The 23,859-nt window shown below is 63.8% G+C and carries 22 protein-coding genes; 9 read left to right on the top strand and 13 right to left on the bottom strand.

The features are described from left to right. The first annotated feature begins 224 nt into the window (after positions 1-224). Complete coding sequence (gene ppx / locus Q6A48_RS02165; RefSeq protein ID WP_304551601.1) at positions 225-1,727, top strand: exopolyphosphatase; 1,503 nt, start codon at positions 225-227, stop codon at positions 1,725-1,727. 196 nt (positions 1,728-1,923) lie between these two features. Here the strand turns inward: ppx and ppk1 are convergent, their stop codons facing one another. Together ppk1 and hemB are read right to left on the bottom strand one after the other, a co-directional pair. Next, positions 1,924-4,137 carry a polyphosphate kinase 1 gene (gene ppk1, locus Q6A48_RS02160; RefSeq protein ID WP_304551599.1) on the bottom strand — a complete coding sequence of 738 codons (2,214 nt, stop codon included), beginning with the start codon at positions 4,135-4,137 and terminating at the stop codon, positions 1,924-1,926. A 17-nt stretch (positions 4,138-4,154) separates the two neighbouring features. Continuing rightward, positions 4,155-5,168, bottom strand: coding sequence for a porphobilinogen synthase (hemB, locus tag Q6A48_RS02155; protein WP_304551597.1), 1,014 nt, complete (start codon positions 5,166-5,168; stop codon positions 4,155-4,157). 203 nt (positions 5,169-5,371) lie between these two features. Between hemB and Q6A48_RS02150 the strand changes: the two genes are divergently transcribed. After that, positions 5,372-5,995: a DedA family protein gene (locus tag Q6A48_RS02150; RefSeq protein WP_304551596.1), complete on the top strand. Its 624-nt coding sequence runs from the start codon at positions 5,372-5,374 to the stop codon at positions 5,993-5,995. Here the strand turns inward: Q6A48_RS02150 and Q6A48_RS02145 are convergent. Further along, positions 5,976-7,211 (bottom strand): sterol desaturase family protein, encoded by a 1,236-nt coding sequence (locus Q6A48_RS02145; protein ID WP_304551594.1) that lies wholly within the window; start codon positions 7,209-7,211, stop codon positions 5,976-5,978. The genes Q6A48_RS02150 and Q6A48_RS02145 overlap by 20 nt on opposite strands. Before the next feature lie 123 nt (positions 7,212-7,334). Between Q6A48_RS02145 and elbB the strand changes: the two genes are divergently transcribed. Further along, positions 7,335-8,003 carry an isoprenoid biosynthesis glyoxalase ElbB gene (elbB, locus tag Q6A48_RS02140; protein ID WP_304551592.1) on the top strand — a complete coding sequence of 223 codons (669 nt, stop codon included), beginning with the start codon at positions 7,335-7,337 and terminating at the stop codon, positions 8,001-8,003. Between the two features lie 115 nt (positions 8,004-8,118). Here the strand turns inward: elbB and Q6A48_RS02135 are convergent, their stop codons facing one another. Continuing rightward, positions 8,119-8,574, bottom strand: coding sequence for a YaiI/YqxD family protein (locus Q6A48_RS02135; protein ID WP_304551590.1), 456 nt, complete (start codon positions 8,572-8,574; stop codon positions 8,119-8,121). Continuing rightward, entirely contained in the window at positions 8,574-10,472 is a 1,899-nt protein-coding gene (locus tag Q6A48_RS02130) for a cytochrome c/FTR1 family iron permease (RefSeq protein ID WP_304551588.1), read from the bottom strand. Before Q6A48_RS02130 ends, Q6A48_RS02135 begins: the two co-directional genes overlap by 1 nt. Before the next feature lie 316 nt (positions 10,473-10,788). Between Q6A48_RS02130 and Q6A48_RS02125 the strand changes: the two genes are divergently transcribed. The 4 genes from Q6A48_RS02125 (at position 10,789) to Q6A48_RS02110 (ending at position 14,053) form a co-directional block, all read left to right on the top strand. Beyond that, entirely contained in the window at positions 10,789-12,186 is a 1,398-nt protein-coding gene (locus Q6A48_RS02125) for a COG3014 family protein (protein WP_304551587.1), read from the top strand. Between the two features lie 19 nt (positions 12,187-12,205). Next, complete coding sequence (locus Q6A48_RS02120; RefSeq protein ID WP_304551585.1) at positions 12,206-12,577, top strand: YcfL family putative periplasmic lipoprotein; 372 nt, start codon at positions 12,206-12,208, stop codon at positions 12,575-12,577. Between the two features lie 141 nt (positions 12,578-12,718). Further along, complete coding sequence (lpoB, locus tag Q6A48_RS02115; RefSeq protein ID WP_304551584.1) at positions 12,719-13,306, top strand: penicillin-binding protein activator LpoB; 588 nt, start codon at positions 12,719-12,721, stop codon at positions 13,304-13,306. 3 nt (positions 13,307-13,309) lie between these two features. Next, positions 13,310-14,053, top strand: coding sequence for a penicillin-binding protein activator LpoB (locus Q6A48_RS02110; RefSeq protein ID WP_304551583.1), 744 nt, complete (start codon positions 13,310-13,312; stop codon positions 14,051-14,053). A gap of 152 nt (positions 14,054-14,205) precedes the next feature. On the opposite strand, the gene rhtB is transcribed toward Q6A48_RS02110, so the two are convergent. The 3 genes from rhtB to abc-f form a co-directional block, all read right to left on the bottom strand. Beyond that, on the bottom strand, positions 14,206-14,838 hold the full coding sequence (gene rhtB, locus Q6A48_RS02105; RefSeq protein ID WP_304551582.1) for a homoserine/homoserine lactone efflux protein: 633 nt from the start codon (positions 14,836-14,838) through the stop codon (positions 14,206-14,208). A gap of 102 nt (positions 14,839-14,940) precedes the next feature. Continuing rightward, positions 14,941-15,522, bottom strand: coding sequence for a mechanosensitive ion channel family protein (locus tag Q6A48_RS02100; RefSeq protein WP_304551581.1), 582 nt, complete (start codon positions 15,520-15,522; stop codon positions 14,941-14,943). Beyond that, a complete protein-coding gene (gene abc-f, locus Q6A48_RS02095) occupies positions 15,522-17,432 on the bottom strand; it encodes a ribosomal protection-like ABC-F family protein (protein ID WP_304551580.1) in 1,911 nt (636 codons plus the stop codon). The genes Q6A48_RS02100 and abc-f overlap by 1 nt, the downstream gene beginning before the upstream one ends. Positions 17,433-17,482: 50 nt before the next feature. On the opposite strand from abc-f, the gene Q6A48_RS02090 reads away from it, so the two are divergent. Then, positions 17,483-17,947: a TIGR02444 family protein gene (locus Q6A48_RS02090; protein WP_304551579.1), complete on the top strand. Its 465-nt coding sequence runs from the start codon at positions 17,483-17,485 to the stop codon at positions 17,945-17,947. On the opposite strand, the gene Q6A48_RS02085 is transcribed toward Q6A48_RS02090, so the two are convergent. Beyond that, positions 17,944-19,104 carry an AlgP family protein gene (locus Q6A48_RS02085; RefSeq protein ID WP_304551578.1) on the bottom strand — a complete coding sequence of 387 codons (1,161 nt, stop codon included), beginning with the start codon at positions 19,102-19,104 and terminating at the stop codon, positions 17,944-17,946. The genes Q6A48_RS02090 and Q6A48_RS02085 overlap by 4 nt on opposite strands. A 191-nt stretch (positions 19,105-19,295) precedes the next feature. Here Q6A48_RS02085 and Q6A48_RS02080 point away from each other — a divergent pair, with 191 nt between their 5' ends. Continuing rightward, the gene (locus tag Q6A48_RS02080; protein ID WP_304551577.1) at positions 19,296-19,961 is read left to right on the top strand and encodes an FKBP-type peptidyl-prolyl cis-trans isomerase; all 666 of its coding nucleotides are present in this window, start codon (positions 19,296-19,298) and stop codon (positions 19,959-19,961) included. Positions 19,962-20,021: 60 nt separating this feature from the next. Here the strand turns inward: Q6A48_RS02080 and rsd are convergent, their stop codons facing one another. The 4 genes from rsd to Q6A48_RS02060 all read right to left on the bottom strand — a co-directional run bounded on the left by rsd (position 20,022) and on the right by Q6A48_RS02060 (position 23,831). Beyond that, on the bottom strand, positions 20,022-20,480 hold the full coding sequence (gene rsd, locus Q6A48_RS02075; protein WP_245139466.1) for a sigma D regulator: 459 nt from the start codon (positions 20,478-20,480) through the stop codon (positions 20,022-20,024). A 175-nt stretch (positions 20,481-20,655) separates the two neighbouring features. Then, the gene (locus Q6A48_RS02070; RefSeq protein ID WP_304551576.1) at positions 20,656-21,198 is read right to left on the bottom strand and encodes a disulfide bond formation protein B; all 543 of its coding nucleotides are present in this window, start codon (positions 21,196-21,198) and stop codon (positions 20,656-20,658) included. 255 nt (positions 21,199-21,453) lie between these two features. Beyond that, complete coding sequence (locus Q6A48_RS02065) at positions 21,454-22,701, bottom strand: heme biosynthesis protein HemY (protein ID WP_304551575.1); 1,248 nt, start codon at positions 22,699-22,701, stop codon at positions 21,454-21,456. Continuing rightward, positions 22,698-23,831, bottom strand: coding sequence for a uroporphyrinogen-III C-methyltransferase (locus tag Q6A48_RS02060; RefSeq protein ID WP_304551869.1), 1,134 nt, complete (start codon positions 23,829-23,831; stop codon positions 22,698-22,700). The genes Q6A48_RS02065 and Q6A48_RS02060 overlap by 4 nt, the downstream gene beginning before the upstream one ends. Between the last annotated feature and the right edge of the window lie 28 nt (positions 23,832-23,859).

Raw genomic sequence — 23,859 nt, 5'->3', positions numbered from 1 at the left:
AAATTGCCGGGCGAAAGTATCGAAAAAAAATCCTTAAAAATAAGCAGGAAACATCATCGTAAATCGTAGGAAACCGCCACCCTCTATAAAACAGCAGACACTTTCCTACATAAGTTCCTTGCGAACCCCCGAGAACTGCCAGCGGGCGAAACCCGGCAACATCCGTTGGCGTGAGCGGTCGATCGTGGCAGGATGGCAAGGTTATCGACCGAGACTTTTTGCCCATGCCGCCATCCCAAGCCAAGAATCTGTCCCTGATCGCTGCCATCGACCTGGGCTCCAACAGCTTCCACATGGTCGTCGCCAAAGCCCAGAACGGGGAAATCCGCATTCTTGAGCGGCTCGGCGAGAAGGTCCAACTGGCCGCCGGCATCGACGAAGAGCGCAAGCTGAGCGAAGAATCCATCCAGCGCGGGCTCGATTGCCTCAAGCGCTTTGCCCAACTGATCAACGGCATGCCCCTGGGCGCGGTGCGGATCGTCGGCACCAACGCCCTGCGCGAGGCGCGCAACCGCGGCGAGTTCATCCGCCGCGCCGAAGCGATCCTCGGCCATCCGGTGGAGGTCATTTCCGGCCGGGAGGAAGCCCGCCTGATCTACCTGGGCGTTTCCCACACCCTCGCCGACACCCCGGGCAAGCGCCTGGTGGCCGACATCGGCGGTGGCAGCACTGAATTCATCATCGGCCAACGCTTCGAACCGCTGCTGCGCGAAAGCCTGCAGATGGGCTGCGTCAGCTACACCCAGCGTTATTTCCGCGACGGCAAGATCACCCCGGCCCGCTATGCCCAGGCCTACACGGCGGCGCGCCTGGAAATCATGAGCATCGAGCACGCCCTGCACCGCCTGGCCTGGGACGAGGCCATCGGCTCCTCGGGGACCATCCGCGCCATAGGCCTGGCCCTCAAGGCCGGCGGCCATGGCTCCGGCGAGGTCAATGCCGAAGGCCTGGCCTGGCTCAAGCGCAGGGTGTTCAAGCTCGGCGAGTCGGACAAGATCGATTTCGAAGGCATCAAGCCCGACCGCCGGGCGATTTTCCCGGCGGGCCTGGCGATCCTCGAAGCGATCTTCGACGCCCTCGAACTGCAACGCATGGACCACTGCGAAGGCGCGTTGCGCGAAGGCGTGCTCTACGACCTGCTGGGCCGGCATCATCATGAAGACGTCCGCGAGCGCACCCTGGGCTCGCTGATGGAACGCTACCACGTGGACCAGGAACAGGCCGTGCGGGTCGAGCGCAAGGCGTTGCACGCCTTCGACCAGGTGGCTGACGACTGGGACCTGAACGACGGCGTCTGGCGCGAGCTGCTGGGCTGGGCCGCCAAGGTCCATGAAGTGGGCCTGGACATCGCCCACTATCACTACCACAAGCACGGCGCCTACCTGATCGAGCACTCCGACCTGGCGGGCTTCTCGCGGGAAGACCAGCAGATGCTCGCACTGTTGGTGCGCGGGCACCGGCGCAACATTCCCAAGGATAAGTTCGCCGAATTCGGCGATGACGGCATCAAGCTGATTCGCCTGTGCGTGCTGCTGCGCTTCGCGATCCTGTTCCACCACATCCGTGGCACCCAGGCCATGCCCCAGGTGGCCCTGCGCGCCGATGGCGATCAACTGGACGTGATGTTCCCCGACGGTTGGCTGGAGGAAAACCAGCTGACCCAGGCCGACTTTGCCCAGGAAGCCGAGTGGCTGACGCGGGTGGGGATCGTGTTGAACATCCACTGATCGGCCCCACGAGCCCCGTTGTGGCGAGGGGATTTATCCCCGCCGGGGCGCGAAGCGGCCCCTATCAACTGTCTGACACACCGCAGTATCAGGGCTCTGTCTGAAATGTGTCTGCACTCGCCCATACTGCGTTGAACGGGCCGCTTTGCGACCCAACGGGGATAAATCCCCTCGCCACACCCGACTTGCCTGTTCCTCAACTCACCGTCAGTACCGGGCTGCTCAAGCGCTCCAGCAACGTCGCCTGGGCGCTGCGCGGGTTCTGGTTGCCGGTAGGCGTGTTGCGGATATAGCGGCCGTCCGACTGCAGGCTCCAGCTGTGGGTGTTGTCGGTGAGGTAGCTTTCCAGCTCCTTCTTGACCCGCAGGATGAGCTTCTTGCCTTCCACCGGGAAGCAGGTCTCGACCCGCTTGTCGAGGTTGCGTTCCATCCAGTCGGCGCTGGACAGGAACATCTGTTCCTCGCCGCCGTTGAGGAAGTAGAACACCCGCGTGTGCTCCAAAAAGCGCCCGATGATCGAGCGCACATGGATGTTGTGGGACACCCCCGGGATGCCCGGGCGCAGGCAGCACATGCCGCGCACCACCAGGTCGATGCGCACGCCCGACTGGCTGGCCTTGTACAGCGCGCGGATGATCTTCGGATCGGTCAGCGAGTTGAACTTGGCGATGATGTGGGCCGGCTTGCCGTCCAGGGCGAACTGGGTCTCCCGGGTGATCATGTCGAGCATGCCCTTCTTCAGGGTGAACGGCGCATGCAGCAACTTCTTCATGCGCAGCGTCTTGCCCATGCCGATCAATTGGCTGAACAGCTTGCCGACGTCCTCGCACAGGGCATCGTCAGAGGTCAGCAGGCTGTAGTCGGTGTACAGGCGGGCGTTGGCGGCGTGGTAGTTGCCGGTGCCCAGGTGGGCGTAACGCACGATCTCCCCGGCTTCGCGGCGCAGGATGAGCATCATCTTGGCGTGGGTCTTGAAGCCGACCACGCCGTAGATCACCACCGCGCCCGCCGCTTGCAGGCGGCTGGCCAATTGCAGGTTGGACTCTTCGTCGAACCGTGCGCGCAATTCGATCACCGCAGTGACCTCCTTGCCGTTTCGCGCCGCATCCACCAGGGCGTCGACGATTTCCGAGTTGGCGCCGCTGCGGTACAGGGTCTGGCGCACGGCCAGGACGTGGGGATCCTTGGCCGCCTGGCGCAGCAGGTCGACCACTGGCGTGAACGACTCGAAGGGGTGCAGCAAGAGGATGTCCTGCTTGCTGATCACGCTGAAAATGTTCTCGCTGTTCTGCAGCAGTTTCGGGATCTGCGGCGTGAACGGCAGGTATTGCAGTTCCGGGTGGCTGTCCAGGCCGGTGATGCTGAACAACCGGGTCAGGTTGACCGGACCGTTGACCTGGTACAACTCGGTCTCGTGCAGGTTGAACTGCTTGAGCAGGTAGTCGGACAGGTGTTTCGGGCAAGTGTCGGCCACCTCCAGGCGCACCGCATCGCCGTAGCGACGGGAGAACAGCTCGCCGCGCAGGGCGCGGGCCAGGTCTTCGACGTCTTCGGTGTCCACCGACAGGTCGGCGTTACGGGTCAGGCGGAACTGGTAGCAACCCTTTACCTTCATGCCCTGGAACAGGTCATCGGCGTGGGCATGGATCATCGACGACAGGAACACATAGTTGTCGCCGGTGCCGCCCACGTCTTCCGGCACGCGGATGATCCGCGGCAGCAGGCGCGGTGCGGGAATGATCGCCAGGCCGGAGTCGCGACCGAAGGCGTCGACGCCTTCGAGCTCGACGATGAAGTTCAGGCTCTTGTTCACCAGCAGCGGGAACGGGTGCGTCGGGTCGAGGCCGATCGGGGTGATGATCGGCGCGATCTCGTCGCGGAAATAGCGGCGCACCCAGGTCTTGATCTTGGTGTTCCAGTTGCGCCGACGGATGAAGCGGACCTGGTGCTTCTCCAGCTCCGGCAACAGGATGTCGTTGAGGATGGCGTACTGGCGGTCCACCTGGCCGTGGACCAGCTCGCTGATACGCGCCAGCGCCTGGTGCGGCTGCAAGCCGTCGGCGCCCGCCTGCTCGCGGGCGAAGGTGATCTGTTTCTTCAGGCCGGCGACACGAATCTCGAAGAACTCATCCAGGTTGCTGGAGAAGATCAGCAGGAACTTGAGCCGTTCCAGCAGCGGATAGGACTCGTCCAGCGCCTGCTCCAGCACGCGGATGTTGAACTGCAGTTGCGACAGCTCGCGGTGGATGTACAGGCTGCTGTCATCCAGGTTGGGGATGGCAATCGCCGGGGCCGGGGCGGGCTCGGCCGCCGCGGGAGCGGGCTCCACCTCCGGCGGCGTTTCGGCGATTTGCTCGATCACGGGTTGAGCGTCTTTTACGGCAACTTCGGAGAGTCCTTCGGTATTCATCGCAAGTTCCTGGGAGGCTATTTCTGCTCTCGTAGCAATTGGGCGGCGCGCACGGCGAAGTACGTCAGGATGCCATCGGCGCCTGCGCGCTTGAAGGCGGTCAGCGATTCGAGGATCACCCCTTCGCTCAACCAGCCGTTTTGGATGGCAGCCATGTGCATGGCGTACTCGCCGCTGACCTGGTAAACGAAGGTCGGCACTTTGAATTCGTCTTTGACCCGGCAAAGAATGTCGAGGTAGGGCATGCCTGGCTTGACCATGACCATGTCTGCCCCTTCTGACAAGTCGGCCGCGACTTCGTGCAGGGCTTCATGGCTGTTGGCCGGGTCCATCTGGTAAGAAGCCTTGTTGGCCTTGCCCAGGTTCAGGGCCGAGCCGACCGCATCGCGGAACGGCCCGTAGTAGGCGCTGGCGTATTTGGCCGAGTAGGCCATGATCCGCACGTTGACGTGACCGGCCACTTCGAGGGCTTCGCGAATCGCCTGGATGCGCCCGTCCATCATGTCCGACGGCGCGACCACCTGGGCACCGGCCTCGGCGTGGGACAACGCCTGCCGGACCAGCGCATCGACGGTGATGTCGTTCTGTACGTAGCCGTCTTCGTCGAGAATGCCATCCTGGCCGTGGGTGGTGAACGGGTCCAGCGCCACGTCGGTGATCACCCCCAGCTCGGGAAAACGCTCGCGCAAGGCGCGGGTCGCGCGCTGGGCGATGCCGTCCGGGTTCCACGCCTCGGCGGCGTCCAGGGACTTGAGGCCCGGCGGCGTGACCGGGAACAGTGCCAACGCCGGAATGCCCAGCTCGACCCAGGCGGCGGCTTCTTCGAGCAGCAAGTCGATGGTCAGGCGTTCCACGCCGGGCATCGACGCCACCGCTTCACGACGGTTCTCGCCGTCCAATACGAACACCGGCAGGATCAGGTCATCGGTGGTCAGCACGTTTTCACGCACCAGCCGACGAGAGAACTCATCACGGCGATTGCGACGCAGGCGGGTAGCAGGGAACAGACGATTGGCGGGGGTAAAGCTCACGGCAGACTCCTGAGCCCGCTGACGGGCGAGCGTGACAGTTATAAGCGGCCATTATGACGAACACATGACAGTTGTGCGCACCTGTGACCTGTCGTCGCAGTTATTGTCGTTGTAGGAAATGTTCACGTCGAGACACATTTCGATACTTTCCTGAATGTGCCCGAAGGGTTAGGCTGCGCGTTCATTTCGCCAGCACCCAGACAATGCTCCAGCAATTTCTACATGACTTCGGCTACCTGGCCCTGTTCATCGGCACGTTCTTCGAGGGTGAAACCATCCTTGTGCTCGCAGGTTTCCTGGCGTTCCGCGGCTACATGGACATCAACCTCGTGGTGGTCGTGGCGTTCTGTGGCAGCTACGCCGGCGACCAGCTCTGGTATTTCCTGGGCCGCAAGCACGGGCGCAAGCTGCTGGCGCGCAAGCCGCGCTGGCAATTGATGGGTGATCGCGCGCTGGAACATATCCGCCGGCACCCGGACATCTGGGTCCTGAGCTTCCGCTTCGTCTATGGCTTGCGCACGGTGATGCCGGTGGCGATCGGCCTGTCGGGCTACCCGCCGGGCCGCTACCTGTTGCTCAACGGCATCGGCGCGGCGATCTGGGCCACGGCATTGGCCGCCGCCGCGTATCACTTCGGCGCGGTGCTCGAAGGCATGCTGGGCAGCATCAAGAAGTACGAGTTGTGGGTACTGGGCGCGTTGCTGGTGCTGGGGTTGGGCTTGTGGCTGCGGCGCCGTATCAAGAATGCCCGGCTGGCGAAAAAGACCCTTGAAGCCGAACGCCTGGCGCAGCGCCAGTCCGGCGAACCTACGACGCCAGCCGAGTGAACCGGCTACGGCAGCAGTACAGGCCGATGCCGCTGAGCAGGCCATAGCTGAGCACGCCAACCCAGGCCAAGGGGCCGGCCGGCCATAACCCGGCCATCGGCGCCAACCACACCAGCGGCACGCCCGACGCCAGTCGCAGACACTCCAGCCGCAGCGCCCAGGGGCGATTCTCCAGGGTCGTGCCCAGCACGAACAACCCCAGCGCCACGGCGCTCCAGCCCAGCACCAGCGCGGTGACCGGCAGCTGGGTCTCCAGGTTCATCAAGTAACTGCCCAGGGCAATGTAGACGCAAAACTGCAGCGCCACGTACCACTGCTGGCGCCCGTCCAACGGCACCTCGAACTTCTCGAAGCGGCTCAAGTCCGGCTTGGCCAGCGGATACTTCGCCGCCACGTCCGCCGGCCGCCAACCGGTGGGCATGAACCAGATCCGCAGCTTGTCCCACCAGTGCCCGGCCCGCCGGGCGTCCGCCCACAACTGGGCATAGAACTGCAGGTTGGCCCACAGCGGATTCCAGCTGGCCAGCGGCGTGGTGACCCCAAAGATCACCGGCTCGTTGTCGTCTTCCTCCTGGAAGGTGCCAAACAGACGGTCCCAAATAATGAACACCCCGCCGTAGTTGCGATCCATGTAGAGAGGGTTCTGTGCATGGTGCGCACGATGATTGGACGGCGTGACGAAACACCACTCCAGCCAACCGAGCTTGGGAATGTGCTGGGTGTGGACCCAGAACTGGTACAGCAGATTCAGTGCCGCGACGCTGACGAACACCACCAGCGGCACCCCGACGACCGCCAGCGGCAGGTAGAAGATCCAGCTCAACAGGAAGCCGGTGCTGGTCTGGCGCAACGCGGTGGACAGGTTGTAGTCCTCGCTCTGGTGATGCACCGAATGGGCGGCCCAGAGGATATTGCGTTCATGGCCCATGCGGTGCAGCCAGTAATAGCACAAGTCGTAGAGCACGAAGGCCAGCACCCAGGTCCACGCCTGGTCGCCCGGCAACTGGAACACGGCGAGGTGGTTCAAGGCAAAGGCGTAGGTCACCAGCCCCAGGCCCTTGGTCAACAGCCCGGTGGTGGTGGACAGCACCCCGGTGCTCAGGCTGTTGATCGCGTCCGCGATGCGGTAGTGGCTGACCCCGCGCCAGCGATCGGCGAGCAGCTCGACGGCAATCAGGACGAAGAAGAACGGCACGGCATACAGAATGAAATTCATGATGCGACCCGGGCAAGCGAAGCAGGGAGATAGTCGGCAGATTAGGTGTAGCTGCCGGATAACCCTATGGCAACGAATGACAAATTAGTGGACATTTAACGCCATGAATCTGGAGAAAAACCCATGAGCAAAAAAATTGCAGTGATCCTTTCCGGCTGTGGCGTGTACGACGGCGCCGAAATCCACGAGAGCGTGATCACCTTGCTGCGCCTCGACCAGCGCGGTGCCCAGGTCCAATGTTTCGCCCCCGACATTGCCCAACTGCATGTGATCAACCACCTGACGGGCGAAGAGATGCCCGAGACTCGCAACGTGCTGGTGGAGTCGGCGCGCATCGCCCGGGGTGACGTCAAGGACCTGCGCGAAGCCAGGGCCGAGGATTTCGACGCGCTGATCGTGCCCGGCGGCTTTGGCGCGGCCAAGAACCTCTCCAATTTCGCCGTCGAGGGCGCCGGCTGCACGGTCCAGCCGCAGGTGCTGGCGCTGGCCGAAGCCTTTGCCGAAGCCGGCAAGCCGGTGGGCCTGATCTGCATCTCGCCGGCCCTGGCGGCGAAGATCTACGGCCCCGGCGTGCTCTGCACCATCGGCAACGACGCCGACACGGCAGCGGCCGTGACCCGGATGGGTGGCACCCACGAAGACTGCGCCGTTACCGACATCGTCGAGGACACCGCGCGTCGACTGGTCACCACCCCGGCCTACATGCTGGCCAAGTCCATCAGCGAAGCGGCCTCGGGCATCAACAAGCTGGTGGACCGGGTGCTGGAGCTGACCCACGAGAACGATGCCTGATCCAACCCCTCCTTGTGCGGGCTTGCTCGCGAAGGCGTCGTTTCAGTCGGCTTATTCTGCTGGCTGATACACCGCTTTCGCGAGCAGGCTCGCTCCCACCGGGGGCGGGCAAGGCTCAGGCGCTGCGTGCCAACTGCGTCAGGATCCGATCCAGTGCATTGGCAAACGCCTGCTTGTCCCGCTCGCTGTAGGCGGCCGGGCCACCGCCGACGTGGCCCTGTTCACGCAGGTCGGTGAACAGGTTACGCACCGCCAGCCGCTCGCCCATGTTCTGGGCATCGAATGCCTTGCCCCGGGGGTCCAGGGCCGCGACGCCCTTCTTCACCAATCGATCGGCCAGGGGCACGTCGCTGCAGATCACCAGTTCGCCCGGCTCGGCGTGCTCCACCAGGTAGTCATCTGCCGCGTCGGGGCCGCTGGGCACCACGATCAGTTTCACACACGCCAGGGCTGGCTTGATCTGCGGCTGACCGGCCACCAGCACCACCTCGAACCGGCGCTTCAAGGCGAACTTGACCACCAGTTCCTTCGCCGCCCGGGGGCAGGCGTCGGCGTCGATCCACACGCGCATCAGGAAACCTGCACCCTGCGCTTCTCCGCCACCCAGCTACGACCGTACAGCACGACGATCGCCAGGATCGCCACCACTTGGGCGGCCAGCGAGTAGGCGTCGGCATGAATACCCAGCCAGTCGAAGTCGAAGAACGCCACGGGACGGGTGCCAAAGATCCCGGCTTCCTGCAACGCCTTCACGCCATGGCCGGCGAACACCACCGACAAGGCACACAACAGCGCGGCGTTGATGCTGAAGAACAGGGCCAGCGGCAACTTCGCCGAACCGCGCAAGATCACCCAGGCCAACCCGACCAGCAACACCAGCGCCGTCGCGCCGCCAGCCAGAACCGCGTTATGCCCGGCAGGACCTGCCTGCAACCAGAGGGTTTCGTAGAACAGGATCACTTCGAACAGCTCGCGGTAGACCGAGAAGAACGCCAGGATCGCGAAACCGAACCGGCCGCCACCCCCCACCAGGCTGCTCTTGATGTAGTCCTGCCAGGCCGCGGCATGGCGACGGTCGTGCATCCACACGCCCAGCCACAGCACCATCACGCTGGCGAACAACGCCGTCGCGCCTTCGAGCAATTCGCGCTGGGCACCGCTGACATCGATCACATAGGCCGCCAGCCCCCAGGTCGCCAGGCCGGCCAGCAGCGCCAGGCCCCAGCCGATGTTGACGCTGCGCACCGCCGATTGCTGGCCGGTGTTGCGCAGGAACGCGAGGATCGCCGCCAGCACCAGGATCGCTTCCAACCCTTCGCGCAACAGGATCAACAACCCGGAGATGTAGCTGAGCGACCAGCTCAAGCCATCACCGCCCAACAGATCGGCGGACGCCTTGAGTTTCACCTTGGCCGCGTCCAGGCGCTGGGCAGCCTGGTCCACGGGCAAGCCGTCCTGCAGCGACTGACGGTAGGCCATCAGGGCCTTCTCGGTGTCCTTGCGCACGTTGGCGTCGACGTTGTCCAGCGAGCTCTCCACCAGCTCGAAACCTTCCAGGTAAGCCGCTACCGAGAGGTCGTAGGCCTGGTCATGGTCGCCAGCGCGATAGGCCGCGATGCTTTTGTCCAGGGTCGCTGCGGTGTAGTCGAGCAGTTGCGCCGGGCCACGCTGCACTTGCGGCGGCTGCGCGCGCTGGGCGCGGAAGGTGGCCGCCGCTGCCGGGCCCTGGGCGGCGAGGACTTCGGCTGGGGTCTGGCGCGCGAGATCGGCCAGGTTGTAGGTCTGCTCGCCCTTGGCGGCGGCCGGATCGGCGCTGAAGCTGGCAATGTAGGTGGCCAGGTCCCAGCGTTGACGGTCGTCGAGCTGATCGGCGAAGGCCGGCATGTCGGTGCCTTCGACGCCCATGCCGAGGGTGTTGTAGATCGCATAGAGGCTCAGGCGGTCCAGGCGCTGGCCGTCCCGCAGGTTGGCCGGTGGAGGTTCCAGGCCGACGCCGGCAGGGCCGTCGCCGGCGCCGTTGGCACCGTGGCACACCGAGCAGTTCTGGGCATACAGCGGCGCGCCACGGCTGGGATCCGGGGTGATGACGGGTGCCTGGCTGACTTCATAGGCCACCGCCAGGCGCGCGCCCAACTGCCGCGCCTGGCGGGCGACGTCGCCGCCTTCCTGGCGCTGGGTGATCGCACCGCGCAACGCGCCAATGCCCTCGGTCAGCTCGGCCTTCTCCGGCTTCGCCGGCAGGTCGGCGATGAGGCCCTCCAGCACTTTGACGAATTCCAGTTGCTCACGGTATTCGGCTTCGTCGATGACCTTGCCCGCCTCGACCGTCGCCGGATAATCCGCCCCGATGTAATCCAGCAGGTGCAGCGCCTGGGGGGCGCCTTCGACGGTGTCTGCCAGTAGGTAGGGGCTGCATAGCACCAGCAACGGCACTGCGAGCCAGGCCAGGAAACGAAGCGGGGCAATCATGAATGACTCTCAATTGGTAATAAGAAGTAACACATTGTTCACTTAGGATGGCTTTGACTCAAGGGCCGATGTACTCAAGAGCGCTATTTTCATCGGATTTTCACCTTTGGAGGTGATGTCACAAAAACTGCATTTCGAGATTGAAAAGCCATTACATAGCCGAGCGCCATGTCTATAATCCCGCCGCCTTCTTATTCTTCGACGGCATAAAAGCTCCTCATTCAATGAGGAACCGACAGCGTATCGACGCTCGTCCGTGGGATCGCTCCAGCCCGACCCGCCCCACCCCCGGCTGCTATTCAGGGAAGAAATGTTCATGGCATCCCGTGCCGTTTTCTCGGTCGCCCTCGGGGCGATGACCTTGTTGTCCGGCTGCTCGGCGTTTCGCAACTACGACAGCGAACTGGCCCAGACCAACCAGCAACTGGCTTCCGGCAATGTCGACGCAGCGCTGACCCTGCTGGAAAAAAACAACACCAGCCAGGATAAAGACCTGCTGTATTACTTCGAGAAAGGTGAATTGCTGCGCGCCAAGGGCGACCTGTCCGGCAGCCAGACCGCCTGGAACAGCGCCGACCAGCAGGTCGGCCAGTGGGAAGACGCGGTCAAGCTCGACACCGCCAAGTACGTGGCCCAGTTCGGCAGCTTCCTGGTCAACGACAAAGTCCGTCGCTATGAAGGCTACGATTACGAAAAGGTCATGCTCACCACGCAGATGGCGCTGAACCTGCTGGCCGTGAACGACTTCGATGGCGCGCGGACGCAGATCAAGAAAACCCACGAACGCGAAGCGGTGATCGCCGACCTGCGGGACAAGCAATACCTCAAGCGCGAGGAAGAAGCCGAGCAGCAAGGGGTCAAGACCGAGTACAAGGACCTCCAGGGTTACCCGGTGGCCAGCCTCGACGCCCCGGAAGTGGTCAGCCTGAAAAACAGTTACCAGAGCGCCTTCAGCCATTACCTGGCCGGTTTCGTCTACGAAGCCCTGGGGGAAAAGGACCTGGCCGCACCGGGTTATCGCAAGGCTGCCGAGCTGCGCCCGAACACGCCGTTGCTGGAGCAGGCCCTGCTCAACCTCGACAAGCCGGCCGCCAAGAACGATGACAGCGATATCCTGATCGTGGTGCAGAGCGGCCTGGCGCCGTCCCGGGATTCGGTGCGCATTCCCCTGCCCCTGCCGATCAGCGGCAACCTGGTGATCACACCGTTGTCATTCCCGGTGATCAAGGCGGACACCTCCACGGCCACGTTCAGCCAGATCGGCGTCGACGGTCGCCAGATGGACCTGACGCAACTCAACAGCACCACCGCCATGTCCCGCCGCGCCCTGCGCGACGACATGCCCGGCATCATTCTGCGCACCACCGTGCGTGCGATCACCAAGGGCGTGGCGCAAAAGCAGATCAACGACACCAACCCCCTGGCCGGCCTGGCCATGGGCATCACCTCGGCGGTTCTCGAAGGCGCGGACACCCGCACCTGGCGCACCCTGCCGGACTACACCCAGGTCGTGCGCCTGCGCCTGAAGAAGGGCGAGCACCAGGTCACCCTGCCTAGCGCGGTGGGTGGTTCGATGGTCAAGGTCAACGTGGACCAGCGCTACCAGGTCATCAGCCTGCGGGCGGTGGGCAACCAGGTCTTCACCGGCGGCCTGGCGGCCCAGGTGATCCCGAGTGCCACCCCAAGCGCGGTCGCCAGCCTCAAACAACCTTAAGAACGGAGTCTTTGTTCACATGCGTCTAAAACTGATCGCCGTCGGCGCCCTGGCCTTGCTGGCCGGTTGCGCCACCCCGCCGCCACCGGAGCCGGGCACCGCTGCCAGCAAGGTCGTGGCAATGGGCAAGACCAAGAACATCGTGGTCGGCGCCATGCGCGTGGCCCGGGAAAACGGCTACATGACCGTCAATGTGCAGCTGAGCAACACCAGCTACAACAACAAGACCCTGTACTACCGCTTCGCCTGGTTGGGCCCGGAAGGCTTCCCGATCGCCGAGGAAGAAACCTGGAAGACCCTGGCGATGTATGGCGAGCAGACCAAGTTCCTGCCGGCCATCGCACCGACGCCCAAGGCGGTGGACTTCCGCCTGGAAATCAATACGCCTTAAGACAGATGCACATCCCTGTGGCGAGGGGACTAATCCCCGCTGGGCTGTGTAGCAGCCCCAATTTTTAGCGAGCGCTGCGCACTCGAACGGGGATAAATCCCCTCGCCACAGATCCTTTATTCAGTTTTCGAGAGCCCCCACATGTTCGTACGCATTTCCTCCCTCGCCCTCGCCGTCCTGCTGGTCAGCGGCTGCGCCAACAACTCGCCGGTACTGGGCAACAAGCACATCAGCTATGGCGACACCAAGGCCGTGGAAACCGTCACCAACGAATTCGGTTCCACCGACCTGCAGATGATCGCCGAGTCCATGACCCGCTCCCTGGCCCAGTCCGGCGTGCTGCAGGGTCGCCCAGTGGTCCAGGTCTACGACGTTAAGAACAAGACCAGCGAGTACATCGACACGCGGGAAATCACCACCAGCATCAAGACCCAGCTGATGAAGACCGGGGCGGCGCGTTTCGCCAGCGACAACAACGCCATGGACAGCCAGGTCGACCAGCTCAAGCTGCAGAACCAGAGCGGCCTCTACAAGAAAAGCACCGTGGCCAAGACCGGCAACATGATCGCCGCCAAATACCGTATCGAGGGCTCCATCAGCTCGATCGTCAAGCGCAGCAGCGACTACAAGGACGTCTTCTACAAGTTCAGCCTGCAATTGATCGACGTCGAGAGCGGTCTGGCCGAGTGGATGGACGAGAAAGAAATCCGCAAGACCACGGAGCGTTAAGCCATGCGCACATGGATCGGCATCATGGCCCTGGCCTGCGCGCTCACCGCGCAGGCGGCCCCGAAGGTCGCGGTCACCGACCTGGCGTACCAGGAACGCGTGGAAGAGTACATCCACACCGTTTCGGCCCAGAGCAACTTCCAGGCGAACGCCTACAGCGCCAGCGCTTCGTCGAGCTACGACGAAATGGAAGCCACCAGCAGCTACATCGAGCAGGGTGAGTTGCGCAAATTCACCGGCGACATCAAGGGCGAGATCCTGCGCAGCGGGATGTTCCAACTGGTGCAGGGCACGCCCTACACCGCCTCGTCCAAGGGTGATGTCTACGACGTCATCAAGCGAATCAAGGCCGGGAACTTCAAGGGTGCCGACTACGTGTTGTTCGGCACGGTGTCGGACATCGACTTTACCCGCGACATCAACGAGCTGGCGAACACCAACAGCTACTCGGCGGTGCTGGCCTTGACCCTGGTGGCGGACTTCAGCCTGATCAACACCAAGACCTTCGAGATCACCTCGGCGTTCACCGCCATGGGCGAAGGCCAGGACACCAAGCTGTTGAACCACCGGGACGTGCACATCAGCCTCAATCGCCCGCGGGTGGTGCGTGACGTGTCCAAGGCCCTGGGCGAAGACGTGGCGCGGCAGATGAGCGAACAACTCGGCGGACCGAGCTACGAACAACCCCGCGAAACCGTGCAGCGCAACAACCTGCCGCGGGACACGGCGCCGGTGATTTTGCGTTGAGCCGTGCCACTCGATAAATGTTCAGAGGGTCCTGTGGCGAGGGGATTTATCCCCGCTGGGGTGCGAAGCAGCCCCAAGCATTTTGCGAGCGCTGCGCACTCGAACGGGGATAAATCCCCTCGCCACAGCAATACTCGCCACAGGTTTGACCTTTACACCGCCGCCCTGCGAATCGTCGCCAGCAAACCCGCCGCGCCAATGAACAGCCCGGCAAACGTGCGGTTCATTCGCCGCTGCTGTTTCGGCGTGCGCAGCAGGCGCAGGACTTTCGATGCCAGCCCGGTGTAGCCGGCCATGACGATCAGGTCGACGCAGATCATGGTCGCACCCAGGATCAGGTATTGCTTGACCAGGGGCGCGTGGGGGTCGATGAATTGCGGCAGCACCGCCAGCATGAACACCAGTGCCTTGGGGTTGCTGATGTTCACCAGGAACCCGCGAAACACCAGCGCCATGGGCTTGCCGATAGGCCGCACGGCCGCGTCATCGCTGATGTCGCCGGGAATGGCTCGCCACTGCTTGATGCCCAGGTAGACCAGGTAGGCCACGCCGAACCATTTGATCGCATAGAACGCCGTGGCCGAAGCGGTGAGGATCGCTCCCACGCCGGCCGCCACGATCGCAATCTGCAGCGCCAGGCCCAGTTGCAGGCCCAGGGCATTCCAGTAGCCGCGCCAGAAACCGTATTGCAGGCCGCTGGACATCGATGCAATCGCACCGGCGCCCGGCGAAAGACTGATCACCCAGCAGGCGGCGAAAAACGCCAGCCATGTTTCCAGCACCATTGCACACCTCGGCTCGTATTCGTCGAAACGACTACGCTAATGCGCCGCTGCGCGGTTGACCACTGTTTTTTTGTCCGGGCGGGCCACGCCGCAAAGGCTGCGTTATTCGACGAAACCGCCGACCGGGAATGCCTCGCTGCCACGCCAGCGCCGGACCGACCGCTGGAAGAACAGGCTGTTGGGCACTTGCACCATGGAACTGCCGGTGCCGAGCTCCTCGGGCTCGATCAACGTGGTGTAGAGCAGGTTGATCGCCACCACTCGCCCCTTGATGCCGGGCTTGTCGGTGGCTTCCACCAGCTCGACCACGTCCCCCAGGCGAAACGGGCCGACGGTGTAGATCAGCACGGCACACAGCAGGTTCGACAGCACGCTCCAGATGGCGAAGAAGGCCACCGCCGCCACCGCGACGAAGCCCGACAACGCGGTCCACAGCACCGTGGCCGAGACGCCCAGGCGCTCCAGCACGATCAATACCGCGCTGCCCATGATCAGCCAGCGCAGCACGCCCCGGGAGATGATCAATAACTGCGGCGGGAAGGGATAGCGCTCACCCAGGCGCGTGAGGGCGCGCGCCACGAAGCGCTGGGCGAAGTAACCGACCAGCAGGATCAGCAGCACTTGCACACCGAGCCAGATCGGTTCGATCCACATCACAGGGACAGGCAACGCCAGGGCTTCCATCAGGACAATGCCTCCAGCTCCGCTTGCAAGGTTTCCAGCAACTCCAGCGCTTGCATCCAGGCTTCCTCCAGCTCCGCTTCCCGAACTTTCAGCTTGGCCTGTTCGGCCAGCAGGTCACGCAACTCATCTTTGCGCGCCGCCTCGTAGAGACCGCTGTCGCCCAGGCGGGTTTCGATTTTCTGCAGCGTTTCATGCAGCTTGCCCAACTCGGCTTCGAGCTTGTCGGCCTCGCGCTTGTGGGGCGCCAATTGCTGGCGCAAGGCGGCAGCAGCCTGGCGCTGGGCCTTCTTGTCGGTCTTGTCCGGATTGACCGGCGTGGTGCTGACCGGCGCATTGCGTTGGCGATAGTCCACCAGCCAGCGTGCGTAATCCTCCAGATCGCCGTCGAATTCCTCGACCTTGCCGTCGGCCACCAGGAAGAAGTTATCCGTGGTGCTCTTGAGCAGGTGCCGATCGTGGGACACCACCAGCACCGCGCCACTGAATTCCTGCAAGGCCATGGTCAGGGCCAGGCGCATTTCCAGGTCCAGGTGGTTGGTCGGTTCATCGAGCAGCAGCAGGTTGGGTCGGCCCCAGGCGATCAACGCCAGCGCCAGTCGCGCCTTCTCGCCGCCGGAGAAGTTAAGGACCGGTTCGTCGATGCGCGCGCCACGGAAGTCGAAGCCACCGAGGAAGTCCCGCAGGGTCTGCTCGCGCTCGGTCGGCGCCAGGCGTTGCAGGTGCAACAACGGGCTGGCCTTGGCGTCGAGGGAGTCCAGCTGGTGCTGGGCGAAGTAGCCGACCACGGTGTTCTCGCCACGGGTCAGGCGCCCGCCCAAGGGCTGGAGTTCACCGGAGAGGTTCTTGATCAGGGTCGACTTGCCGGCGCCGTTAGGCCCCAGCAGACCGATCCGCGCACCGGGGGTTAGCTGCAACTTGACCTTCTCCAGCACGGTCTTGTCGCCGTAGCCCAGGCGTGCATCGGACAAGTCGATCAGCGGGCTGGAGATCTTGGTCGATTCACGGAAGACGAAATCGAACGGCGAATCGACGTGGGCCGCCGACAGTTCCTCCATCCGCTCCAGCGCCTTGATCCGGCTCTGGGCCTGGCGGGCCTTGGTGGCCTGGGCCTTGAAGCGGGCGATGTAGCTTTCCATGTGCGCACGCTGCGCCTGCTGCTTCTCGTAGGCCTGCTGTTGCTGGGCCAGGCGCTCGGCGCGGGCGCGCTCGAAGGCGCTGTAGCCGCCCCGGTACAAGGTCAGCTTGCGTTGATCGACATGGGCGACATGGTCGACCACGGCGTCGAGGAAATCGCGGTCGTGGGAAATCAGCAGCAGCGTGCCCGGGTAGCCCTTGAGCCAGTCTTCGAGCCAGATGATCGCATCGAGGTCCAAGTGGTTGGTCGGTTCATCGAGCAACAGCAGGTCCGACGGGCACATCAAGGCTTGCGCCAGGTTCAGGCGCATCCGCCAACCGCCGGAGAAATCGCCGACCTGGCGGTCCATCTGCTCGTTGGTAAACCCCAGGCCCGCGAGCAATTTGCGTGCGCGGGCGTCGGCGGTGTAGCCGTCGGCGCTGTCGAGTTCCGCGTGCAGGCGAGCCTGGGCGGCGCCGTCGTGGGCCGCTTCCGCCGCCGCCAGGTCGCGTTGGACCTGGCGCAGGCGCAGGTCACCGTCGAGCACGTAGTCCACCGCCAGGCGTTCGAGGGTATCGACCTCCTGGCGCATGTGGGCGATACGCCAATCGGCCGGCAGTTGGCAATCGCCCGAGTCCGGGTGCAGCTCGCCGCGCAACAAGGCGAACAGGCTCGATTTGCCGGCGCCATTGGCACCGATGAGGCCGGCTTTGTGGCCGGCGTGCAGGGTCAGCTCGGCGTCTTCTAGCAGACGTTGCGGGCCACGCTGTAAAGTCAGGTTCTGAAGTCGAATCATAATGGCGGCGGAGTCTACCAGCTTCGTTCGCAACTGGCGCGAGTAGCACGATGTCCCCTGATCTTTGGCGTTTCTCCCTGGACCTCTATGCCAAGCCCGGCGTGGAAGCCGCCTGCCTGGCATCGCAGGACGCCGGCCTCAATGTTTGCCTGCTGCTCTGCGGCCTGTGGCTGGACCAGCGCGGCGTGGGCTGCAGCGAACAGCGGCTGCATCGGCTTCGACAGTTGGCCGACGCCTGGGATGCCGAGGTGGTCAAGCCGTTGCGCAGCCTTCGCCGCCAATGGAAAAACGCGGCCCTGCAAGACCCGGAACTCGACACCCTGCGCGAACAGGTCAAGCGCCTGGAACTGGAGGCCGAGCGGCGGCTGTTGGAACGACTGGAAGCGGCGGCCAGGGATTGGCCCGAGGCACGTCACAGGGACTCAGCCCAATGGCTGCAAGCGCTGGCGGCGATTGCCGGACCCGCGAACCACGACGCGCTGCATCAGCTGCGCGTCGCGGTGTCCGGCACTTAGGAAGCGCTGGTTGGGGTGCTGCTTGGCGCCACGGAAGCGGACGGGCTGATTGCCGCGGCCGGGGTGCTGGCGGTTGGCGCAGGCGTCGCTGCCGGCGCAGGCGCTGCGGTGGCCGGCTTGGCAGCAGGCGTAGCAGACGGTTTTGCGGCAGCAGGTTTCTTCGCGACGGGCTTGGCCGCTGGCTTGGCCGCTGTTGGTTTTGCAGCAGCAGGCTTGGCAGCGGCCGGTTTGGCGCTGACTGGCTTGGCGGCAGGTTTTGCCGCAGCGGGTTTGGCCGCCGTTTTGGCGGGAGCCTTGGCAGGCGCTTTGCTCGCGGCAGGCTTGGCAGCGGCTTTTACCGCAGGCTTGGCCGCCGCGGTTTTGGTCGCGGCGGCCTGGGTGGCCGCAGGTTTGGCAGCAGCCGTTTTGGCAGCGGGTTTGGCAGCGGTCTTGGCGACCGGCTTGGCAGCGGGTTTAGCGGCGGCGGTTTTCGTCGCGGCGGGCTTGGCAGCAGCGGTTTTGGCAACCGGTTTGGCGGCAGTTCTTACCGCAGGCTTGGCGGCGGCCGGCTTGGCAGCGGCGGTTTTTACGGCGGGCTTGGCGACAGCTTTAGTGGCTGGTTTCTTGGCCGCGGGTTTGGCAGCGCTGGCGGCGACCGGCTTGCTCGCGGCCTTGGCCGGCGCCTTGGCAGCAGGCTTGGCCACTACCTTGGTCGGCGTTTTCGCCGCGGCAGGTTTAGCCGCTGGTTTCTTGGCCGATACAACAGCAGGCTTGGCAGCACGAAGCGACAGCGCCTTGCTCGCAGCCTCTTGCACACGACCGACACCCTGGGCCAGTTTCAGGCTTTCCTGGGCATCGCGCTTGAGTTGCAGGATGTAGGCGCGGGTCTCGGATTGACGGTCCTTCAAGGCATCGAGCAGGTCTTCGAGTTCTTTCACGCCGTCCTTGGCCTTGGCTTGTGCCTTGGCCTTGCCGGCGGTGGCGGCGTCTTGCAGTTTGGTGCGCGACTTGTGCAGTTTTTCCTGGGCCTTGCCGCGTTGTTTTTCCAGTTTGGCGAGCAGTTTTTCAGCATCAGCCATGGCTTGGGAGCAGGCGTTTTCCAGATGCTCGAGCAAGCTGCCCGAGAGTTGTTGGAGCAAGTGCAACGGAGTGTTTACGGGCTTCTTGGTGGCCGACATGGTTTACCTCCTGACTGACGTGAGTGCGGCTCATACTAGACCTCTGCTGCAACCGCCGCTAGGGCATGTTGACAGTACACAAGACGTTGCGTTGCAAGGCCCGAAAAATCTTCTTCATCGGCGTCAGGGCAATCCACCGCTACACCTGTCGGCACTGGCATAATCCCTCGATTCGAGGCCGGAGATCCCCCATGTTGCGTCACCTGTTTTTGTCCCTGTGCATGCTCTGCTCCATGGCCCAGGCCGCTGAAAAAACCAGCGCGAACGATGCCCATGACCTGGCCTACAGCCTGGGTGCGAGCCTGGGCGAACGCTTGCGCCAGGACGTGCCCGACCTGCAGATACAAGCCCTGGTCGAAGGCCTGCAACAGGCTTACCTGGGCAAGCCGCTGGCACTCCAGGATGAGCGTATCGAACAGATCCTGGCCACGCATCAAGCGCAACTGACGGCACAATCATTGCCGCCCGAGGACGCGAAGGCGTTGAAGACCGAGCGCAAATTCCTCGACGAAGAAAAGAACCGGCCCGGCGTCCAGCAACTCGCGGACGGCATCCTGCTGACCGAACTCAAGCCCGGCAAAGGCGCGAAGGCGAGTCCCCATGGCAAGGTCCAGGTGCTGTACACCGGCCGATTGCCGGACGGCACCGTATTCGACGCCAACCATCAGGCACAGTGGTTCAACCTCGACAGCGTGATTGACGGCTGGCGCAGTGCGTTGCCGCAAATGCCGGTCGGTGCGAAATGGCGACTGGTGATTCCTTCGACCCTGGCCTATGGCGCCGAAGGTGCCGGGGATGTGATCCCGCCGTACACGCCGCTGGTGTTTGAAATCGAGTTGTTGGGCGCGACAGGCTGACGCCAACCCAAACGAAAAACGGTGCGCCATGCGCACCGTTTTTTCATGACCGCGAAGCCCTCAGGCCTGGACCGCGGCTTCTTCCTTGTGGGCGTTGTGCAGCACTTCGATCAGGCAGTCTTCCAGTTCGAAACGCTCGTGCAGCAATCCGCCCAACTCCTTGAATTTTTCAGCGACGCACTTGCCTTCGTCGCACAGGTCGTTGAACGCCAGCAGCTTCTCGGTGATGACATCGATGCGCGGGTAGATCTGCTCGGCGAGCTCCAGGCCGCGCTTGTCATTGAAGGCCTTGGCCTCACCCGTCAGTTGCTCGTAGATCTCGAAATGACCGGCCGATACATAGTCGACCAGCACACCGCAGAACTCCTGCAAGGGCTTGCGACTTTCGCTCAGCGCTTCAGGCTTGTCGCCGAGGGCGTCATAGGACCGAACCAGTTCGTGGCGCTCCTGCAACCAGCGATCGATCAGCAGATGCACCCCACCCCAGCGTTCCTGAGCATTCTGACAACTTTCGAGCATGGTGATTTCTTCCCTTGTGAGTCATGCCCCTCGCAGCCTGCGTACACCTGGATGACCAGTGACAAGCCAGACACAACATGTTCGAGTGGCACGATTCCAATGACACGTGCGGGCCAGATTATGCCCGCACGACTACCGCTTCAAGGTACGCAGGCGATAAAGTTCATACAAGTGTTTAATCCAGCGCCCGGACCAACTGCGACGTATCGCCGCCGAGGGGTCGCGCCAGAGCAGTCCAGGCAAGGCGCAGCAGCAGGTAGGTCATCGCGGCGGACACGGCGAGAAAGAACAACAGGCTCCATTCGGGAATGCTCAGGTCGAACAGCGTCCAGGTGAAATTCGCGCAATCGATGTCGCCATCGAGAACACGACGCAACGCACACCACCAGGATTGCACCCCGGCGGACGGCACGACGCAATCAGCCGGAGACTGCAGCGAATGGCCCTGCAGCAAGACCTGATGCCACGCCAGCGCCATTCCCCCCGACGCGAACACCCACCCCGTCAATCCATAGAAGAAGCTGCCTGCTTGCCCCGGACCATGCACGCATGCCACGAGGCTGTTCACCAGGAACAGCACCAGGCACACCCGCTGCAAGACACACAGGCTGCATGGCGCCAGGCCGACCGAATATTCCAGGTAACTGGCGATGCCCAAAGCCAGGGCCGCGGCAATGGAAGCCATGAGAAACATGAAACGTGAGCAAGCCAAAAACATGGCAGTTCCGTAGCAGAAGAGACAAGTAGTTACGGTAGAGGAAAGCCCGCCGGCCTTTCAAGGCGGGGTCGCGCGGAGACTTCACCAGGGGTGTAGGGAATTCCCGACAGGGACGAGAGGATTTGTTACAGCTCGTTGTAGGACTTCGCCAAGAACGTTGGTGGAGGCCCTCAAGCGACGGCGGATCGTCGCCTGTCACACGCTAGAAACCGGGGCGAGGACCTGGTTCCCTCGCCCCGATGACTCTGGCCATCCTCAGGTCGGCAGGACCTGCGCCGAGACCGGCAGCGGCGCGGCCAGCAGGCGCTCGTCGAGCAGCCCCAACCCTTCCTGGAACAACTGATTGCTGCGCTCGGCATCGCCCAGCTGCGCCAGCAGCCGCGCCAACTCGGCGCAAGCTTCGGGATTGCGCTGGATCCGCAGGCTGCTTTCCAGGTAGTCCCGGGCCTTGCCCCACAAGCTGTTCTGCAGGCAGAGACGCCCCAGGGTCAACAGCAGGCCCGGATCGGCCGGGTGATCCTTGAGCCAGCCTTCGGCGGTTTGCAGCTGGCGCACCGGATCGCTGCCGCGAACCAGCCCGTACAGCCGCGCCAGATGGCTGTCGTAATGCCGCTTGAGGGCGATTCGCAACACCTCTTCGGCTTCGACCTGGGCCCCAAGCTGGCGCAACTGTTCGGCATACGCCAGCACCAGCGCCGGCTCCTGGCGCTGGGCCGAGGTCAATTGTTGCCAGGCCCGGTTCAGCGATTGCAGGCCGACGCTGCCGTCCTCTTCACGGTGGGCCGCCAGGGTGAGGTTCTCGCCCCATGCCCGGCGTTCCAGATCTGCCAGTTCAGCGGCGGGCAAGACCTTGTCCTTGCGCAGCTCGGGCAGCAGCCGGATCACTGCCGACCAGTCACCGCGCTGCTGATGCAGGCGTTGCAACTGGCGCAGGACCTGGGCGTTATGCGGATGGCGTTCGTGCATCGCTTGCAGGGTGTTCAACGCACCCTCGGTGTCGCCGCGGTCGGTCTGCAATTGGGCGTGGGACAGGGCGATGGCCAGCTCAGCCTGGGGCTGACGCTCCAGGGCGCGCTCCAGCAAACTGTCGCTCTGCTCGTACAGCCCTTGTTCATTCGCCGCACGGGCAGCGCCGAGGTAATAGAGCAAGGGCTGGCGCTCGGCTTCGGCGGCGCGATGCAGGTGGCGCTGGGCACTGGCCCAACGTCCTTCGGCCAGGTCCAGTTGGCCGTGCTCGATCGCCACTTGCACACGGCGACTGCGGTTGCGCCGCGACCACGGGTTGACCACGCCACCGGAGGTGGTGACCAGCCCGATCAAGGCCCTCACCGCACGCCACAACAGCCAGAGCACCGCCACCAGCGCCAGGGTGACCCAGAGGCCGGCTTCGTAACGAAAGTTCTTGTACGCCACCAGCACGTAACCCGAATGCTCCGCGATCGCCATGCCCAGCACTGCGGCAACGGCGATGACCACGAACAGAATCACGTAGAGACGCTTCATGGCGTGGCCTCCTGGTCGCCCGCCTTGGGCAGCGGCTTGATCGACTCTTCGGCATTCACGTTGCGCCGTTCAAGGTAGGCCTGGACGCTGCTCAGGGTGCCCGTCAGGTCCGGCGTGACCACCGTCACCGGCTGGCTGGACAGCTCGGCCACGCGCTCGAGCATGACCTTGATCTGCGGGTTGTCCTGGTTGAAGTTGTTCTTCAATACATCCCGCGCCTCGGTCAGCGCCTGGGTGTACACCGGCGCCTGCCCATTGAGGGCCGCCCACTGCGCCTGCTCCAGCGCCAGGCTCAAGGCCAGGCGCACCTGCATCAGGCTTTGCCCGGCGAGGAGCGGACGGACGTTCTCATCGGCGTTGAAGTCGATGCGGATGTAGCGCGAGATCTGGTCCCACCACTGCGCCCAGCGGCTGGCGCCATCGCCATCGGCCGTCAGGCCCAGCAGGGATTCACCGCGATCCTTGTATTCCGGCGCCAGCTCGCTGAGCTGCAACACCTGGTCACGCAGGGCGCCCAGTTGCAGGAACAGCCCGGTGCGATCCGGCTGCTCGGTGCTGCGCAGCGCGGCCAGGGTCTTGGCCAGTTGCTCGCGGGCGGCGAACGAACCGGGGTCGTCCTGCTCGCGCAGGATCTCGTCGGCGCCCTGCACCAGCGCCTGGGCGCTGTTGATGTCCTGCAGGGCGGAAAGACGCAGGCTGGCCAGGCGCAGCAGGTGCTCGGCTTCGGCCAGGCGCCAGTCCTTGCGGCTGGCACCGAGCACGGTTTCCAGGCGCTGGCTCAGGTGCTGCTGGTCACCTTGCAACTGGGCCACCAGGCGACGACGCTCCTCCAGTTCCTCGGCGGCGGGCAACTGGGCCAGCCGCTCGGTCAAGCGCTGCTCGTTGAGCTTGAGACTCTGGGCCTGGTCGTTCAACGCCTGGACCTGGGCGGACTGCTGCTGGTTGTTGGTTTGCAGGTGGCGCACCTGCCATACCCCCCAACCGCCAACCGCGACACCGGCGGCCCCGAGCAACAATGCAAAAATAGCCAGCCCATTGCCGCGACGCGGCGCCACCGGGGCCGGGGTTTCAACCGGCGCGTCGAGCACGGGCTGGTCTTGATCTGCTTTTGGCAAGGCTGTTTCGCTCACGTATCCATCCTTCGCATTAGAAAACGGC

The organism is Pseudomonas citrullilanati (assembly GCF_030580855.1).
GTDB classification, from domain to species: domain Bacteria; phylum Pseudomonadota; class Gammaproteobacteria; order Pseudomonadales; family Pseudomonadaceae; genus Aquipseudomonas; species Aquipseudomonas citrulli.
The sequence above is the reverse complement of the archived record's forward strand: the minus strand, read 5'-3'. Positions and strand labels throughout refer to the sequence as shown.